Raw genomic sequence first — 16047 nt, forward strand, 5'->3', positions numbered from 1 at the left:
ACGACTGACCCCCGCGCGGGGCAGGTGCGCGGGGGGCAGTCTCCCGGGTCGTGACGTACGGCTCTGGCGGGCGGCGGATGCCAGAGCCGTACGCTCCCCCGACCTATCCCACCTCGACGCCGTCGAGGGTGGCTTCCACCGTCCTGTTGTCGGACAGCGTGACGGTGACCTTGTCGCCAGGAGCCTTGGACCGGACCGCGGCCACGAGCGTGTCCGACTCGTCGATCCGGCGGTCACCGAACTTGGTGATCACGTCACCGGCCTTCAGCCCGGCCTTCTCGGCGGCGCCGCCGGGCGTGATCTCGGTGATCTTGGCGCCCTGCTCGGTCGACTCGACCTTCACACCGAGCACGGTCTGCTTGGGCTTGCCGGTCTTCACGATCTCGTCGATCGTGCGGCGCGCCTGGTCCATCGGGATCGCGAAGCCGATGCCGACCGAACCCGCCTGGCCGCCTTGCTGGTTCGGGCTGTAGATCGCGGAGTTGATGCCCACGACCTGGCCCTGCATGTTCACCAGGGGGCCGCCGGAGTTGCCGGGGTTGATGGCGGCGTCGGTCTGGATGGCGTTCAGGACGGTCGCCTGCGAGTTGCGGGCGTCGCTGCCGGCGGAGACCGGGCGGTTCACCGAGCTGACGATGCCCGAGGTCACGGTGCCGGAGAGTTCGAACGGCGAGCCGATCGCGACGACGCCCTGGCCGATCTTCAGGTCGCCGGAGTTGCCGAGCTGGACGACCGGCAGGCCGGAGACGCCGTCGGCCTGGATGACGGCGATGTCGGAGCTGGGGTCGCGGCCGAGGATCTTCGCGCTGGCGGTCTTGCCGTCCTGGAAGACGACCTTGATGTCACCGCCGGCGGCCGCACCCTCGATGACGTGGTTGTTCGTCACGATCTGGCCGTTGCTGGAGATGATGAAGCCCGAGCCCTCGCCGGCGCCGGTCCGCGTCGTGACCTGGATCTGGACGACGGACGGCAGCATCTTGTTCGCCACGTCCTCGACCGAGCCCGCGGGGGCGTTGCTGGCCTGCGAGGCGGGGCGCGGCGAGTCCAGGGAGCTGACGGACGACGACTCGTTGGCGAAGTTGTAGCCCAGGTAGCCGCCGATGCCACCCGACAACCCACCGACCAGCAGCACCAGCGCGGCGACGCCTGCCACGACCTTGCCGCGGCCCTTGGGCTGCGGTGCGGCGGGCGGGGGCTGGTAGCCGGGCGGGAGGTAGTACTGGCCGGTCGACGGGGGCTCCGCGCCGAACTGGGCGGTAGGGGCCCCCAGGCCGAGGGGGTGGCCTGGGGGAAGTTGGCCGGACCCTGGTGGAGGTAGCTGCTGGCCGGGTCCGGACCCGCCGAGCTGCGCCTGGCCCGCGTCAGGTGAGGGGACCTGCGGCTGGGCCGAAGTGAAGGAGGCAGGCACGCTGCCGAGACCGTGAGGCACGTCCGAGGCCCCAGCCTGGCCGGATCCCCCCTGCAAAGGATCCGGCTGGCCGGGATCCGGCTGCGGCGGGCCCTGCTCCCGCGCGCCGGAGTCGGTCTGACCGGCGATCGGCGGCGCGGAGTTGGGCTGTTCCGGCTGCTGCGCTGGCTGGTTGCTCTCGGTCATGGGCATAGTCTCTCGGCCCGTCCTGAGAGAACCCTTAAACCAGCCTGGGAGCTAGTTGTGTGTTCCTCGGAGGCGTTCCGCGATCTGTTCCGGCGTCACGTCGTTGATCCACACGGCCTCGCCGGACTCGGAGCCCGCGAGGTACTTCAGCTTGTCCTTGGTCCGGAGCACCGAGAAGACCTGCAGGTGCAGCCACATCTCGTCACGGCCGACGTTGACCGGTGCCTGGTGCCAGGCGGCGATGTACGGCAGCGGGCGGTCGTACAGGGCGTCCAGGCGGTGCAGCACGTTCAGGTACAACGACGCGAAGTCGTCACGCTCCACAGAGGACAGACCGGCCAGGTCCGCGATCTGGCGACGCGGCGCCAGCACGACCTCGACGGGCCAGCGCGCGGCGGCGGGCACGAAGGCCACCCAGTGCGCGGACTCTTCCACCACGCGCGCGCCCGCGCGTAGTTCGGCTTCCAGCACGTCACCGAACAGCGGACGCCCGTGTGCCGCGTAGTACTCCAGTGCGGCTTCCACCATCCGCTCGGTCCGCGGCGTCACGAACGGGTACGCGTAGATCTGACCGTGCGGGTGCGAGAGCGTCACGCCGATCTCTTCGCCGCGGTTCTCGAAGGGGAAGACCTGTTCCACGCCTGGCAACGTTGACAAGAACGCGACCCGGTCCGCCCAGGCGTCCACGACGGTCCGCACGCGCGACACCGACAGCTCGCCGAACGACTTGTTGTGGTCCGAGGTGAAGCACACGACCTCACACCGTCCACGCCCCGGCGCGCGCGCGAACAGCTCCTCACCATCCACAGTGGACGGCACATCGGGAACGTTCTGCGCCAGCGAGGGAAACCGGTTCTCGAAGACGACGACGTCGTAGTCGGCCTCGGGGATCTCGGTGGGCCGGCCCGGCGTCGACGGGCACAGCGGGCAGAGGTCCGCCGGCGGTTTGTAGGTCCGTGTCTGGCGGTGTGCCGCCATGGCGACCCACTCGCGGGTCAACGGGTCCAACCGGACTTCGGACAGCGGCTGCGACTCGGGAAGGTCCCGGGAGTCCACCGCGACTCGCGGTGGTGCCTCAGCGCTGTCGTCGAAGTAAATGATCTCCCGGCCGTCCGCCAGCTTCCCCGCGGTACGCCTCACGCCAACTCCTCGCCGCTTCCTGGTACATGAGCCAACACCAACTCGCCGACCTGTTCGCTGAGGATCGCCCTCGCGTCGTCGGGCAAACCCTCGTCCGTCACCAGGACGTGCGCCTCGTCGAGGTCCGCGATCGTGGAAATGCCGACGGTGCCCCACTTCTCGTGGTCCGCGACCACGACGACGCGGCCGGCGGCGTCGACGAGCGCGCGGTCCGTCTCGCTCTCGTTGAGGTTCGGGGTGGTGAAGCCGGAGCGCTCGGCCATGCCGTGCACGCCCAGGAACACCACGTCCAGATGCAGCGACCGCAACGCCTGCACGGCCACGGGACCCACCAACGCGTCGGACGGTGTGCGCACGCCACCGGTCAGCACGACCGTGCGGTCGGTGCGCCCGCTCTGCTGCAGCACGTCCGCGACGCGGATCGAGTTCGTCACGACGGTCAGGTCCGGGATGTCGTCGAGGAAGCGCGCCAACGTCCACGTCGTCGTGCCCGCCGACAGACCGATGGCGGTCCCCGGACGCACGAGTCCCGCGGCCGCCGCCGCGATCGCTTCCTTCTCGGGCAGCTGCCGGACCGACTTGGCCTCGAAACCGGGCTCGTCGGTCGAGCGCCCGACGACGGACGTCGCGCCGCCGTAAACCTTTTCCACCAGGCCACGTGAGGCGAGCACGTCCAAGTCGCGGCGCACGGTCATGTCCGAGACACCGAGCCGGACGACGAGGTCGCTGACGCGCACCGCTCCCGTCCGCCGGACCTCTTCGATGATTACCGCTTGCCGTTGACGTGCCAGCACCTCACACCTCTTCCCTGAGGACGACGACGTCCCCGGCTCGCACGGTGAGGCGTCCGGAGACCTGCGTGCCGGACAACACGTCGACACCGGACGCCTCGATCTGCGCGTCGGTGTCGGAGTGGTTGACGGCGAAGAGCCACGATACGTCGCCCTTGCGCCTGACAAGCTCAATCTCAGAACGAGACACCGGTACGCCCGCACCGGAAAGCGCGTTTTCCACCGTTCGGCCGAGACCGCTCTCGTCGAGGTCGCACGCCACGTACCAGGCGACACCGTTGCCGAACGCGTTGCGTGTCACCGCGGGCACGCCGGGCAACGGCCCATCGGCATAGGAGACAACGACCTCAGCACTGCGCACGTGCAGGTGCTCCGTCCACAGCGAAGCGGTTGACCCGTCTGTCAACGAAATGGTTTCGCCTTGCCGCAGCGGGTAGAACTCCTCTGACCACACGCCGAGCACGTCCCGGAACGCGCCGGGGTATCCGCCGAGTCGCACCCGCGTGTGCTCGTCGGCAACACCGGACAAGTACGTGACCACGACATGACCGCCGCCTGCCACGTAGTCGGCGATCACGGCGGCGTGCGCGTCGGACACGGCGTAGAACGCCGGCACGACCACCATCGAGTACGCCGACAGGTTCGTGCCCGGCGCCACGAAGTCGACGGTCACACCGGCCTGCCACAACGCCTTGTAGTAGCCGAGCACGTGCTTGCGGTACTCGAAGTCCGTGGTCGGGTGCGAGTCCTGCCGCAGCGCCCAACCCGACTGCCAGTCGAACAGGATCGCCACGGTTGCGTCCACAGTGGAGCCCATGACGTCGGACAGCGCCGCGTAGTCGGCACCGACCTGGCAGACCTCGCGGTACACCTTGGTGTCGGCGCCCGCGTGCGGAACCATCGCCGAGTGGTAGCGCTCGCCACCACCGCGCGACTGCCGCCACTGGAAGAACAACGTGCCGTCCGCGCCGCGCGCGATGTGCTGGAACGAGTTCCGCCGCATCTCGCCGGGCAGCTTGGCGATGTTGCGCGGCTGCCAGTTCACCGCCGACGTGGAGTGCTCCATCAGCAGCCACGGCTTGCCACCCGCGAGGCCTCGGGTGAGGTCCGCGGACATCGCGAGCTCGATGTGCCGGTCGGGCGACTGGGCCTCGGTGTAGTGGTCGTTGGACACGAAGTCGACCTCGCGGGCCCACTTCCAGTAGTCCAGGGCCTCCATCGTCCAGGTGACCATGAAGTTCGTGGTGATCGGCACGTCCGGCGTGATCATCCGCAGCACGTCGCGCTCGGCCTTGTACTGCTCCAGCAGCGCGTCGTCGCTGAACCGGTCGTAGTCGAGCACCTGTCCCGGGTTCGAGTACGTGGGCGTGGCGCGCGGCGGCAGGATCTGCGAGAAGTCGGTGTAGCCCTGGCTCCAGAACGCGGTCGACCACGCGTCGTTGAGCTGGTCGAGCGTGTAACGGGCAGACAGCCACTCACGGAACGACGCGGCGCACGTGTCGCAGTAGCAGCGCGGGACGTGGCAGCCGTACTCGTTGCCGACGTGCCACGCCGCCAGCGCCGGGTGGTCGCGGTAGTGCGTGGCCATCTCGGCCGCGAGCGCGGTCGCCCGGTCACGGTAGATCGGCGATGACGGGCAGTAAGCCTGCCGCGAGCCGTGCGAGAGCCGCACACCGTCCGCGCGGACGGGCAGCATCTCGGGGTACTGGGCGGTCAGCCATGGCGGAGGCGCGGCGGTGGCGGTCGCGAGGTCGACCCGGATGCCACCCTCGTGCAGCAGGTCGAGCACCCGGTCGAGCCAGTCGAACCGGTACTCACCTTTGCTGACTTCGATCTTCGCCCAGCTGAAGATCCCCACGCTGACCAGGTTCACGCCGGCCCGTCGCATGAGCTCGACGTCCTCGGCCCACACGTGCTCAGGCCACTGTTCGGGGTTGTAGTCAGCACCCCACGCGAGCCCCTGCATGCCAGTCGGCCATGTCGTCACGGCGGCAAGCGTGGCCGACAACAACCCCCAACGTCAACACAAGCAAACACAACTTTGCGTTTAGCTCTGTTCGGCGGTTGACCGGGCCCCGTCCCGGCATAACCCCCAAACACCCGGTGCACGGGGCTAAACGCCGCGTACACGGGGGTTAACAGCTGCGTAACGAGACTTGACATGGTGTGTGCCTGGGACCACATTGTGCGCAACTTTGTTGGAGTCCTGTTCGGTTCGCGAGACCGAGCGTCACCCGTAGGAGCGATGATGGTTCGGTACACACCCGGTTCCTCTCCGTCACCAAGTTTGGACCGGCGGACGCTGCTGCGGGTCATGTTGGCGGGTGCGGGTGTCGCCGCGACCGGTGGCCTCGCGGCCTGCGGCAGCGGCGGATCGAGCTCGGACAGCGGTTCCAAGGTCGTGACGTTCGGCAACAACCTGTCCGACCAGGTGCCGAAGGACGCGATCACGGCGGCGGTGAAGGCCTTCGAGGCCAACTCCGGCGGCCTGTCGGTCACGATCAACACCAAGCAGCACGAGCAGTACCAGGAGCAGATCAACAACTACCTGCAGGGCAAGCCGGACGACGTGCTCGCCTGGTTCGCCGGGTACCGCATGCGGTTCTTCGCCGACCAGGGACTCACGGGCGACCTGAGCGACCTGTGGGGCAAGATCGGCGGCAACTACTCCGACGCGCTCAAGCAGGCGTCCACGGGCTCGGACAAGAAGCAGTACTTCGTGCCGTTCACGCAGTACGCGTGGGGCATGTTCTACCGCAAGAGCGTCTGGCAGGAGAAGGGTTACGCGGTCCCGAAGACGCTCGACGAGCTGGTGGCCCTCGCCACGAAGATGAAGGCCGACGGCCTGATCCCGATCGCGTCCGCCGGCAAGCAGGGCTGGCCCCTCATGGGCACGTTCGACCAGCTGAACTTCCGCCTCAACGGCTACCAGTTCCACGTCGACCTGCTGGCCGGCAAGGAGAACTGGCAGGACAAGAAGGTCAAGGACGTCTTCGACACCTGGAAGCGGCTGCTGCCGTTCCACCAGGAGAACGCGCTCGGCCGCGAGTGGCAGGAAGCCGCGCAGACGCTGCAGCAGAAGAAGTCCGGCATGTACCTGCTGGGCGCGTTCGTGGGGCAGCAGTTCCCGGACGCGGACAAGGCCGACCTGGACTTCTTCCCGTTCCCGGAGATCAACCCGGAGCACGGCATCGACACGGTCGAGGCGCCGATCGACGGCTACATGATGGCGAAGAAGCCGGCCAACCCCGAGGGTGCGGCCAAGCTGCTCGAGTACCTGTCGAGCGCCGAACCTCAGCTCGCCTACCTCAAGGCCGACCCGACCGCGGTCGCGACCAACCAGAAGGCGGACACCTCCGGCTACAGCCCGCTGCAGAAGAAGGTGGCGGACACCATCAAGAACGCGAAGCACATCACGCAGTTCCTCGACCGCGACACCGACCCCGGTTTCGCGAGCGAGGCGGCGACCAACGGCCTCATCTCGTTCGTCAAGAACCCCGACGACATCGACACCGTGCTCAAGGGCATGGCCGACCAGGCGAAGAACATCTTCAAGTGACCGCGTTGCAGGAGAAGCCGAAGGCGGTGGCCCCCCAGGGGCCGCCGCCTCGTCGGCGTGGAAAGCGTGCCACGGCCCTCGCCGGCACGGACAAACTGGTGCTGGGGCTCATGCTCGGCATCCCCACGATCGTGCACGTGCTGTTCGTGTGGATCCCGGCGCTGGGCTCGATCGCGTTGTCGTTCAGCAGATGGAACGGCATCGGCGGGTTCGAGGACATCGAGTGGATCGGCGTCGGGAACTACGTCGAGATCTTCACCGAGTACCCGCGGTTCTGGCCGGCGGTGCAGCACAACCTGATCTGGCTGGCCTTCCTGCTCATCGTGCCGACCTGCGCGGGCCTGCTGCTGGCCGTGCTGCTCGACCGCGAGCTCAAGTTCAGCCGGATCTACCAAAGCGCGCTGTACATGCCGATGGTGCTGTCGCTCGCGTTGATCGGCTTCATCTGGCAGCTGATCTACACGCCGGACGGCGGCCTGCTGAACTCGCTGCTGGGTCTGAGCGACAAGCCCGTCGACTGGATCGGCGACTCGGACATCAACCTCTACGCGGTGCTCGTCGCGGCCGCGTGGCGGCACACCGGCTACATCATGCTGCTGTACTTGGCCGGTTTGAAGGGCGTCGACCCGTCGTTGAAGGAAGCCGCCGCACTGGACGGCGCCTCGGCGACGCAGACGTTCTTCCGCGTCACCTTCCCGGTGATGAAGCCGGTGAACATCGTGGTGGCCGTGGTGACGGTGATCGAGGCGCTGCGCGCGTTCGACATCGTGTACGTCATCAACAAGGGGCGCAACGGCCTCGAGCTGCTGTCGGTGCTGGTGACCGACAACATCATCGGTGAGGCTTCGCGCATCGGCCGTGGTTCCGCGGTCGCGGTGATCCTGCTGACGATCTCGCTCGGCGTCATCATCCCGTACCTGTACCAGACGTTCAGCAAGGAGAACCGCTCGTGACGGCCACGCTAGAACGGCCCTCGGTGCCGGTTGTCAAGAAGAGGACGGTGACCCCCGCCAGGGTCGCGTTGCACACCTTCCTGATCCTGACGTGCCTGATGACTCTGGCACCGCTGCTGTGGGCGGTCTACGCCTCGCTGCGGACGTACGACGACACGTCGGTCAACGGCTACTTCTCCATCGCGAAGTCGCTCACGCTCGAGAACTTCGCGAAGGCGTGGGAGATCGGCGACCTGCCGCACTTCTACTGGAACACGTTCCTGATCACCATCCCGGCGCTGATCATCACGCTGCTGCTCAGCTCCATGGTGGCGTTCGGCGTGTCCCGGTTCAGCTTCAAGTTCAACCTGGCCCTGCTCATGATCTTCACCGCGGGCAACCTGTTGCCGCAGCAGGTGGTCGTGACACCGCTGTGGAGGCTGTACCGGCTGATCGAGGTCCCCGAGTGGATCAGTGCGAGCGGTTCGCTGATCGACTCGCAGCTCGGCGTGATCCTGATCCACATCGCCTTCCAGTCCGGCTTCTGCACGTTCGTGCTGTCGAACTACATGAAGACGATCCCGTACGAGCTGACCGAGGCCGCCCGTGTGGACGGCGCGTCGGTGTTCCGGCAGTACTGGCAGCTGACCCTGCCGTTGTGCCGGCCGGTGCTGGCCGCTCTGGCTACGCTGGAGTTCACCTGGATCTACAACGACTTCCTGTGGGCGTTGGTGCTGATCCAGGACGGCGACAAGATGCCGGTCACCTCGGCGTTGCAGAACCTCAAGGGCACGTTCTTCACGGACAACAACCTGATCGCGGCGGGATCGCTGCTGGTCGCGTTGCCCACGCTGGTCGTGTTCTTCGTGCTGCAGCGGCAGTTCGTGGGCGGCCTGACGCTGGGCTCCACCAAGGGCTGACCCGCACCCCCGCACAAACCATGGGGGGCACATTCATGGACCTGAGGTCCATGAATGTGCCCCCCATGGTTGTTTGGGTGGCTACTTGCCGCCGGTCTGCGGGTTGTAGTCCGAGATCGAACCCCACCGCCCGACCGGGATCACGATGACGCGGGCCTTGCCCACCACGTTGGAGATCGGGATCGCGCCGTCGGCAGGCGTCGGGTCGCCGTGCTTGCGCGAGTCCGCCGAGTTGTTGCGGTTGTCGCCCATCACCCACAGCTTGCCCGCGGGGACGGTGACCTTCTCGAACGAGTCCTGCTGGCGCGGGCCGCCGCCGAAGTTCAGGTACGGCTCGTCCAGCGGCTGGCCGTCGACCATCACCCGGCCCTGGTCGTCGCAGCACTCGACGGTCTGGCCGCCGACGGCGATGACGCGCTTGATGAAGTCCGTGCCGCTGGGCTCGGACAGGTTCACCATCGAGCCGAGGTCCTGCAGCGTGCCGGTGATGAAGTTCGGAGGCTGCTTGCCACCGGTCCAGTTCGGCGGGCCGCGGAAGACGATGACGTCACCCGGCTGGGGGTCGTGGAACAGGTAACCGATCTTCTCGACCAGCACCTTGTCGTTCACGCAGCCCGTGCAACCGTGCAGCGTCGTCTCCATCGAGGCCGACGGGATGACGAACACACGCGCGATGAAAGTCTGGATGACGACGGTCAGCAGCAGCGCCACGCTGAAGATGACCAGCAGCTCTTTCCAGAACGGCTGCTTCTTCTTCACCTTCTTCTTGGAGAACCTCGGCGCCGGGTCTTCGCCGTAAGAAGCCGACGATGACCGCGAACCGGACGTCGAAAAGCGCGTCGTCGGTTCAGCGGGGCCGTCTCCGGTGGGAGGCGTCGTCTCCCAGGTCGACGAAGAATCGTCGTTCACGCGATGACTCACACGCCCCACCTTACGGACGACCGGGTAGGCGCAACGTGAACAGGGCCCCGCCTTCGGGGGCTCTGCCCGCCGTGGCCGTGCCGCCGTGCCGTTGTGCCACCTGCTTGACGATGGCGAGTCCCAGACCGGAACCCGGCAGGGTCCGTGCCTCGGACGATCGGTAGAACCGTTCGAAAACGTGAGGTAGATCGGCGTCCGCGATACCGGGACCCGCGTCCGCCACCTCCACCACGGCGCTGCCGTCGCCCACCTGGCGGACGTTCAGCCGCACCGCTGAGCCCGAGGGGCTGAACTTCACCGCGTTGTCGAGGAGGTTCAGCACCGCGCGCTCGAGAGCACTCGAATCACCCAGAAGTGTCCACGGTTGCAGCTGCACGTCGAACGTGACGTTCGAAGCGCGTCGGCGCGCGCGGTCCAGAGACCGTTCTACCACCTCGACGAGGTCGACGGGCTCATGCACCACCTGCGGGGCGTCCTCACGGGCCAGTTCGACCAGGTCACCGATCAACGTGGTCAGTTCGTCGATCTGGGCGCGCACGTCCGACTGGATCTCCCGCTTGTCCTCTTCGGACAGGGTGGGCGAATTCGGACGTTCCGACGCCAACAGCAGCTCCAGGTTCGTGCGCATGGACGTCAACGGCGTGCGCAGCTCGTGGCCCGCGTCGGCGACCAGCCGGCGTTGTCGCTCCTGCGATTCCGCGACCGCGCCGAGCATGGCGTTGAAGCTGTGCGTGAGGCGCGCGAGCTCGTCGTCGCCCGAAACCGGTATCGGCGTCAGGTCACCCGTGTTCGCGACACGTTCGGTGGCCTCTGTCAGCCGTTGCACCGGACGCAGACCCGTGCGCGCGACGGCTGTGCCCGCGATGGCCGCGAGCAGCACGCCGGCACCGCCGATGAGCAGCAGCACCACGCTGAGCTTGGCCAGCGTCGTCCGCTGCGGCTGCATCGACTGGGCGATGATCACCGCCTGGCCCGGCGCGTACTTGACGGCGATGACCCGCGACTCGGTCTTGTGGTCGGTCCACAGGAAGTCGGGGCGCTCGCCCTGCGCGACGTCCCAGGCCTCCTCCACGGTCGGCGGCCGGTCGGAGCCCTTGGGGTAGAGGATCTGCCCGGTGTTCGCCTGCAGCAGGCCCATCTTCACGTCACCGGCCGCGAGGAACGCCGCAGGGAAGTTCTCGACCTCGTCCGGCGTCGTCACCTTGCCGCCCGTGGCCACCGTGGCGGCACGGGAGCGCAGGCTCTCGTCGAGCGCGTCGTACACGCTCTTGCGGACGATCATGTAGGCGCCGAACGACACCAGCGCGACGGCTCCGGCGACGCAGAACGCCGCGAGCCAGGTGACCCGAGCCCGCAGCGACGCCTTCTGCAGCCGCCCCTGGGGTTCGAAGATCACGGAGGGGTCTCCCGCAGGACGTACCCCACCCCCCGCACCGTGTGGATCAGCCTCGGCTCGCCATCCGCCTCCGTCTTGCGGCGCAGGTAGCCGACGTAGACCTCGAGTGCGTTGCCCGAGGTCGGGAAGTCGTATCCCCACACGTCCTCCAGGATGCGGCTGCGAGTCAGCACCTGGCGCGGGTGCGCCAGCAGGAGCTCGAGCAGCGCGAACTCGGTGCGGGTGAGACTGATGGAGCGTTCGCCGCGGCGGACGTCCCTGGTGGACGGGTCCAGCTCCAGGTCGGCGAACTTGAGCACGGCGGCGGACTGCTGGGCGGCGTCGTCGTCGTGGGCGGCACGGCGCAGCAGGGCGCGCAGCCTCGCCAGCAACTCCTCCAGCGCGAACGGCTTGGGGAGGTAGTCGTCGGCACCGGCGTCCAACCCGGACACGCGGTCGCTCACGGCGTCCCGCGCGGTCAGCACGAGGATCGGCAGGTCGTCACCGGTGCTGCGCAACCTGCGGCACACCTCGAGACCGTCCAGCCGCGGCATCATCACGTCGAGCACCATCGCGTCCGGCCTGGCGGCGGTCACCGACTCCAGGGCCTGCATGCCGTCGCCGGCGGTCTCGACCTGGTAGCCGTTGAACTGGAGCGAGCGGCGGAGTGACTCCCTGACCGCCCGGTCGTCGTCGACAACGAGGATGCGCATGGGGGCAGTCTTGCCGAGGGATCTGAGAGTCGCCTGAGAAGGGCCTCAACTGCACGTGTGAGTTCGGCGTTAGCCTTCGAGGCCACGCGCGACGGGTGCGTTCCACTTCCGCCAGAGCGCAATCAGCCTGATGGTGATGATGATTGACGCACCAGTCAGCGCGACCAGGCCTTTCGGCAGTTTCGCCCATTCACCCAGTGCGACGACGACCGCGCCGGCAAGGGCTGCGACGGCGTAGATCTCTCTCCTCAGAACCAATGGAATTTCTCGGAGGAGGAGGTCACGCAGTGCACCACCACCGATACCTGTCGTCATACCGATGAGGCACGCCGCGTACGGGGTCGCACCGTGAGCGAGCGCGGTGGTGGTGCCCGACGTGACGAACAGACCGAGCCCCACGGCGTCCAGCAGCAGCACGGACCGGCGAAGCTTCGCGACCTGCGGGTGGAACCAGAAGACGATCAGACCTGTACCGCCCGCGACCAGCAGGTACGGCCAGTTCCGGAGGCTGGTCGGCGGGTGCACGCCCAGCAGCACGTCCCGGATGATGCCGCCGCCCAGCGCCGTGGTGAGCGCCAGGACGATCACGCCGAACACGTCGAGGCGAGCGCGGACCGCGGCCACCGAACCGGAGGCGGCGAACACGGCGATCCCGATCAGCTCCAGGACGATGAGCAGCACGAACGGAGAGAATAGTGCCGCCTATCGCGGTGGCGCTGCCCGACGGTAACCGGCCTCCAGGCGCCCACCCGCCGACTCCAGAACGCGCTCCACGACCCGGATGAACCGCTCGGCGCCCTCGCCCCGGACCAACGCGCGGTAGGAGTCCACGAGCTCGTCCTCCTTGGCGTCGCGCAGCCGTCGCAGCAACCACTTCCCGTGCCCGAGCCACCGGTTCTCCACGACCAGCGCCAGCTCCCCCACGCAGGTCAGCAGCCGTGCGGCGACGAAGAGCAGTTCGTCCTCGTCCCGTGCCCCGATGAGGTCTTCAAGCAGGTCGGTGGTGCCGTACCGGCGGTCTTCCAGCTCCGTGACGGTCGCGAGTGGAGGGCCGGCGTCCAGCAGAGCGCGCGCCTCGGTCCTCATGCGCGCACCAGTGCCGTCGGCGTCGAGCATGAGGAAACCCTCGGCGCACATGTGCAGCAGCGGAGGACGTCGGCCCTCCGTGTCCCGGGCGACGAAGTCCTGGAACGACTCGATGGTGTGACAGAACAGCTCGACCGGCCAGCCGCGGTGCTCCAGCGTCTCGCGGAATGCGCCGGGCAGGTCGTCGACGATCACGACCATGTCCAGGTCCGAGTTCGCCGTGTAGGTGCCGGCCGCCACGCTGCCGCCGAGGAACGCCGCCCTCGCCAGCGGATACCGGACGTCGAGCAGGTCACGGGCGACCTGCACCGGGTCCTTGTCCCAGTCCAGCGGATGCCCGGTGACGTAGTAGTCCTGGTCGGGGTCAAGCGGGCCGAGCACCTGTTCGACGCGCGGGCGGATCTCCCGGCCGACCTCGTTCAGGTCCACCAGCCACGGGTTGTCCTCGGCGTCGAAGAGCGGTCTGATCGCCAGGAACTGCGCGCGGGAGATGTCTCGCACGCTGACCGGCGACCCGCTGCGCCGCTTCGCATAGCCCTTCAGGCGCCAACCCATGTTGTCGCCGTAGGCGTGCCTTACCTCGTCCTGGTCCTCGGCCACGCCTCCATTCTTACCCGGCGAACACTTCGGCTAACCGCCGAACGTCGGCAGTTGCTCGACCGAAAGGTCCTCTTTGGAGGCTGAGAGACCGCTTTTGTCAGAAGAAGTCCGCGAGCCGAGGCACCCCGGACGCGCCGACGAGCTGGTCCAGCACCACCGCGTCGGCCGGGTCGCCCTCCAGCAAACCCGCACGCCGCAAGGCATGCGTGTTCTGCGCGCCGGAGAACCACGGTCCGAGTGCCCGCGCGTGCAGCCGCACGGCCCCGGTGCCGCCGGGTTCGACGCGCACGGAGCCGTCCTCGACGACGATCCGTTGCGGACCCGCGTGCCACGGCGCGTGGTCGTCGATGATCTCCAGGTCCACGGCGGCGTTCGCGAGGCGCGGCCAGCCACGGGCGGCCACGGCGGCGGGCAGGTCGACGACCCGCAGCATCCACGTCGAGGTCGACACCGAGTAGCTCATCGGGGTGGCACCGAGCAGGTTGAGCGTCGCGGGGTCGGTGATCCGCAGGTCGATGGCGTCGAGCGTGCCCGCCCACGACTTCAGCGAGGCGAGCAGGTTCAACTGGGCCTCGACGTCGACGCCGATGAGGTCGTAGACCTTCAACCGGCCCATGTCCCCGCCGGGTTCGCGCCCGGCGGTCAGATATCCGCGCAGGCCGTTCGGGCCGGGCAGCACGCTCACCAGGTCCATCTCGAGCACCTTCGCGAGGTCGATCCGCGGCGGGCGCCGGTCGGCCATGCCGTCGATCGTCCGCGCCACCTCGAGATAGCAGTCGTGCAGCGCCGTGAGATCGCTCTCCACAGCCGGGCGCGACGGTATCGGCTCGGTGGGCCGCTCAACCGCCAGCAACCGGTCCATCGGCAGCTCGACCCACTCGAAGAGCCCTGTCCGCTCCCAGCCGCGTTTCCGGTACAGCGTCGGCACGGTCGCGTAGAGCACGGAGATGGGCTGCCCGTGCTCCCGCATGACCGGCAGAGCGGCGTCGAGCAACGCGTTCGCCACGCCTCGGCCGCGGTAGGCGCCGTCCACGGCGACGCCGCCGATCCCGCCCATGGGAACCGCGGCGCCGCCGTAGAACTGCGCGTACTCGCCGATGCCGAGCACACCGGCGACCCGCCCGTCGATCTCGGCCGCCAGACCGCACGAACCGGGCCTCAGCAACGGTCCGGACGGCGTGGTCCCGTTGAACGCGACCTTGCGAAGCCGGAACACGGCGTCGCGGTCGTCCTCGGTGTACTCACGGATGTGCACGGAGAACATCTACCAGGAGAAGAAGCCCTGACCCGACTTCTTTCCCAGCTCGCCGCGTGCGACCTTGTCCCGCAACAATCGCGGCGGCTCGAAGCGCGGCCCCAGCTCGGCGGCGAGGTGTTCGGCGATCGCCAGCCGGACGTCGAGCCCGACCAGGTCGGTGAGCTCCAGCGGGCCCATCGGCCAGCGGTAACCGAGCTTCATGCCGGTGTCGATGTCCGCGGCGGAGGCGACGCCCTCCTCCAGCATGCGGATCGCTTCCATGCCAACGGCGACGCCCAGCCGTGACGTGGCGAACCCCGGCGCGTCGCGCACCTCGATGACGGTCTTGCCCCACTGCTCGGCCCAGCTTCGCGCCTTGGCCACGTTCGCGGGGTCGACGCCCTCGTGGTGCACGAGCTCGACGAGCTGCTGCACCGGCACGGGGTTGAAGAAGTGCATGCCCAGCACGCGTTCGCCGGGCAGGCCGGCGGCGATCTCGGCGATCGACAGCGACGACGTGTTGGACGCGAGGATCGCCCGCGGGCACTTCGCCGCGGCCTCGCCCAGCACCTTCTGCTTGAGCGGCACGTTCTCCGGCACGGCCTCGACGACCAGCTCCGCGTCCGCCGGCAGCTCGCCGGTGCGCAGGTTCGCGAACGCCGCCTCGGCGTCGGCGAGCTTGCCCTTCTCCTGCGCCTTGTCGAGCGACCGCCGGACGGCGAGCCTGCCCTGTTCGACGCGCTCGGCGTCGGCCTCCGCGAGCGTCACCTCGTGGCCGTGGGCGAGCAGGACGTGGACGATGCCCGCGCCCATCGTGCCGCCACCGATCACGACAGCCTTCACGAGACGACCTCGGCGCTGAACATCGCCACGAGCTCCATCCCGCCGATCTCGCTGAGGTTGGCACCGGACGAGGCCCACTCGGCCGTCTTGAAGGCGGCCTTCATCGACTCCGCGGACTCGAAGTACAGCTCGGCGATCAGGTACGGCTCGGTGTCGCCGAGGAACCCGGCCAGGAAGACCCGCTGCACCTTGGCGACCTCGGCGCGCACGAGTCCCGGCACCGAGTCGGCGATCGGCATGTGCGTGCCGAAGTACTTCTCGTCGAAACCCTCGGGGTCGGCGGGCTTCTTGTACAGCGCGATGTACTTGATCATGTGACACCGTCCTCCTCGACTC

The 16047-nt window shown here is 68.1% G+C and carries 15 protein-coding genes; 3 read left to right on the forward strand and 12 right to left on the reverse strand.

Going from position 1 to position 16047, the window contains the following annotated elements:
* Positions 1–103: 103 nt before the first annotated feature.
* The 4 genes from G7043_RS09615 to G7043_RS09630 are packed head-to-tail and all read right to left on the reverse strand — an operon-like array spanning position 104 to position 5512.
* Positions 104–1594 carry a S1C family serine protease gene (locus G7043_RS09615; protein WP_166045233.1) on the reverse strand — a complete coding sequence of 497 codons (1491 nt, stop codon included), beginning with the start codon at positions 1592–1594 and terminating at the stop codon, positions 104–106.
* Between the two features lie 51 nt (positions 1595–1645).
* Positions 1646–2734 (reverse strand): galactose-1-phosphate uridylyltransferase, encoded by a 1089-nt coding sequence (gene galT / locus G7043_RS09620; RefSeq protein WP_166045234.1) that lies wholly within the window; start codon positions 2732–2734, stop codon positions 1646–1648.
* A complete protein-coding gene (locus G7043_RS09625; RefSeq protein WP_086666230.1) occupies positions 2731–3528 on the reverse strand; it encodes a DeoR/GlpR family DNA-binding transcription regulator in 798 nt (265 codons plus the stop codon). The genes galT and G7043_RS09625 overlap by 4 nt, the downstream gene beginning before the upstream one ends.
* Before the next feature lies 1 nt (position 3529).
* Positions 3530–5512, reverse strand: a complete 1983-nt coding sequence (locus G7043_RS09630; RefSeq protein WP_313887774.1) for a beta-galactosidase — start codon at positions 5510–5512, stop codon at positions 3530–3532.
* A 261-nt stretch (positions 5513–5773) separates the two neighbouring features.
* On the opposite strand from G7043_RS09630, the gene G7043_RS09635 reads away from it, so the two are divergent.
* From G7043_RS09635 to G7043_RS09645, 3 genes are read left to right on the forward strand one after another with little or no spacing between them, the layout of a single operon-like run.
* Positions 5774–7084, forward strand: coding sequence for an ABC transporter substrate-binding protein (locus G7043_RS09635; protein WP_166045235.1), 1311 nt, complete (start codon positions 5774–5776; stop codon positions 7082–7084).
* Entirely contained in the window at positions 7081–8037 is a 957-nt protein-coding gene (locus G7043_RS09640; protein WP_313887775.1) for a carbohydrate ABC transporter permease, read from the forward strand. The genes G7043_RS09635 and G7043_RS09640 overlap by 4 nt, the downstream gene beginning before the upstream one ends.
* Entirely contained in the window at positions 8034–8936 is a 903-nt protein-coding gene (locus tag G7043_RS09645; protein WP_313887776.1) for a carbohydrate ABC transporter permease, read from the forward strand. The genes G7043_RS09640 and G7043_RS09645 overlap by 4 nt, the downstream gene beginning before the upstream one ends.
* An 81-nt stretch (positions 8937–9017) precedes the next feature.
* Here the strand turns inward: G7043_RS09645 and lepB are convergent, their stop codons facing one another.
* The 8 genes from lepB to G7043_RS09685 all read right to left on the reverse strand — a co-directional run bounded on the left by lepB (position 9018) and on the right by G7043_RS09685 (position 16025).
* A complete protein-coding gene (gene lepB, locus G7043_RS09650; protein ID WP_313887777.1) occupies positions 9018–9857 on the reverse strand; it encodes a signal peptidase I in 840 nt (279 codons plus the stop codon).
* Between the two features lie 10 nt (positions 9858–9867).
* On the reverse strand, positions 9868–11253 hold the full coding sequence (locus tag G7043_RS09655; RefSeq protein ID WP_390827106.1) for a HAMP domain-containing sensor histidine kinase: 1386 nt from the start codon (positions 11251–11253) through the stop codon (positions 9868–9870).
* Positions 11250–11945 (reverse strand): response regulator transcription factor, encoded by a 696-nt coding sequence (locus G7043_RS09660; protein WP_166045236.1) that lies wholly within the window; start codon positions 11943–11945, stop codon positions 11250–11252. The genes G7043_RS09655 and G7043_RS09660 overlap by 4 nt, the downstream gene beginning before the upstream one ends.
* A gap of 69 nt (positions 11946–12014) precedes the next feature.
* Entirely contained in the window at positions 12015–12626 is a 612-nt protein-coding gene (locus tag G7043_RS09665; RefSeq protein ID WP_166045237.1) for a trimeric intracellular cation channel family protein, read from the reverse strand.
* A 21-nt stretch (positions 12627–12647) separates the two neighbouring features.
* Complete coding sequence (locus G7043_RS09670) at positions 12648–13631, reverse strand: nucleotidyltransferase domain-containing protein (protein ID WP_313887778.1); 984 nt, start codon at positions 13629–13631, stop codon at positions 12648–12650.
* 97 nt (positions 13632–13728) lie between these two features.
* Positions 13729–14886 carry a GNAT family N-acetyltransferase gene (locus tag G7043_RS09675; protein WP_166045238.1) on the reverse strand — a complete coding sequence of 386 codons (1158 nt, stop codon included), beginning with the start codon at positions 14884–14886 and terminating at the stop codon, positions 13729–13731.
* 9 nt (positions 14887–14895) lie between these two features.
* Positions 14896–15711, reverse strand: coding sequence for a 3-hydroxyacyl-CoA dehydrogenase family protein (locus G7043_RS09680; protein ID WP_166045239.1), 816 nt, complete (start codon positions 15709–15711; stop codon positions 14896–14898).
* Positions 15708–16025, reverse strand: coding sequence for an EthD family reductase (locus tag G7043_RS09685; protein ID WP_166045240.1), 318 nt, complete (start codon positions 16023–16025; stop codon positions 15708–15710). The genes G7043_RS09680 and G7043_RS09685 overlap by 4 nt, the downstream gene beginning before the upstream one ends.
* Positions 16026–16047 lie beyond the last annotated feature (22 nt).

Origin of the sequence: Lentzea alba (genome assembly GCF_011067745.1) — a bacterium.
GTDB lineage: Bacteria > Actinomycetota > Actinomycetes > Mycobacteriales > Pseudonocardiaceae > Lentzea > Lentzea alba.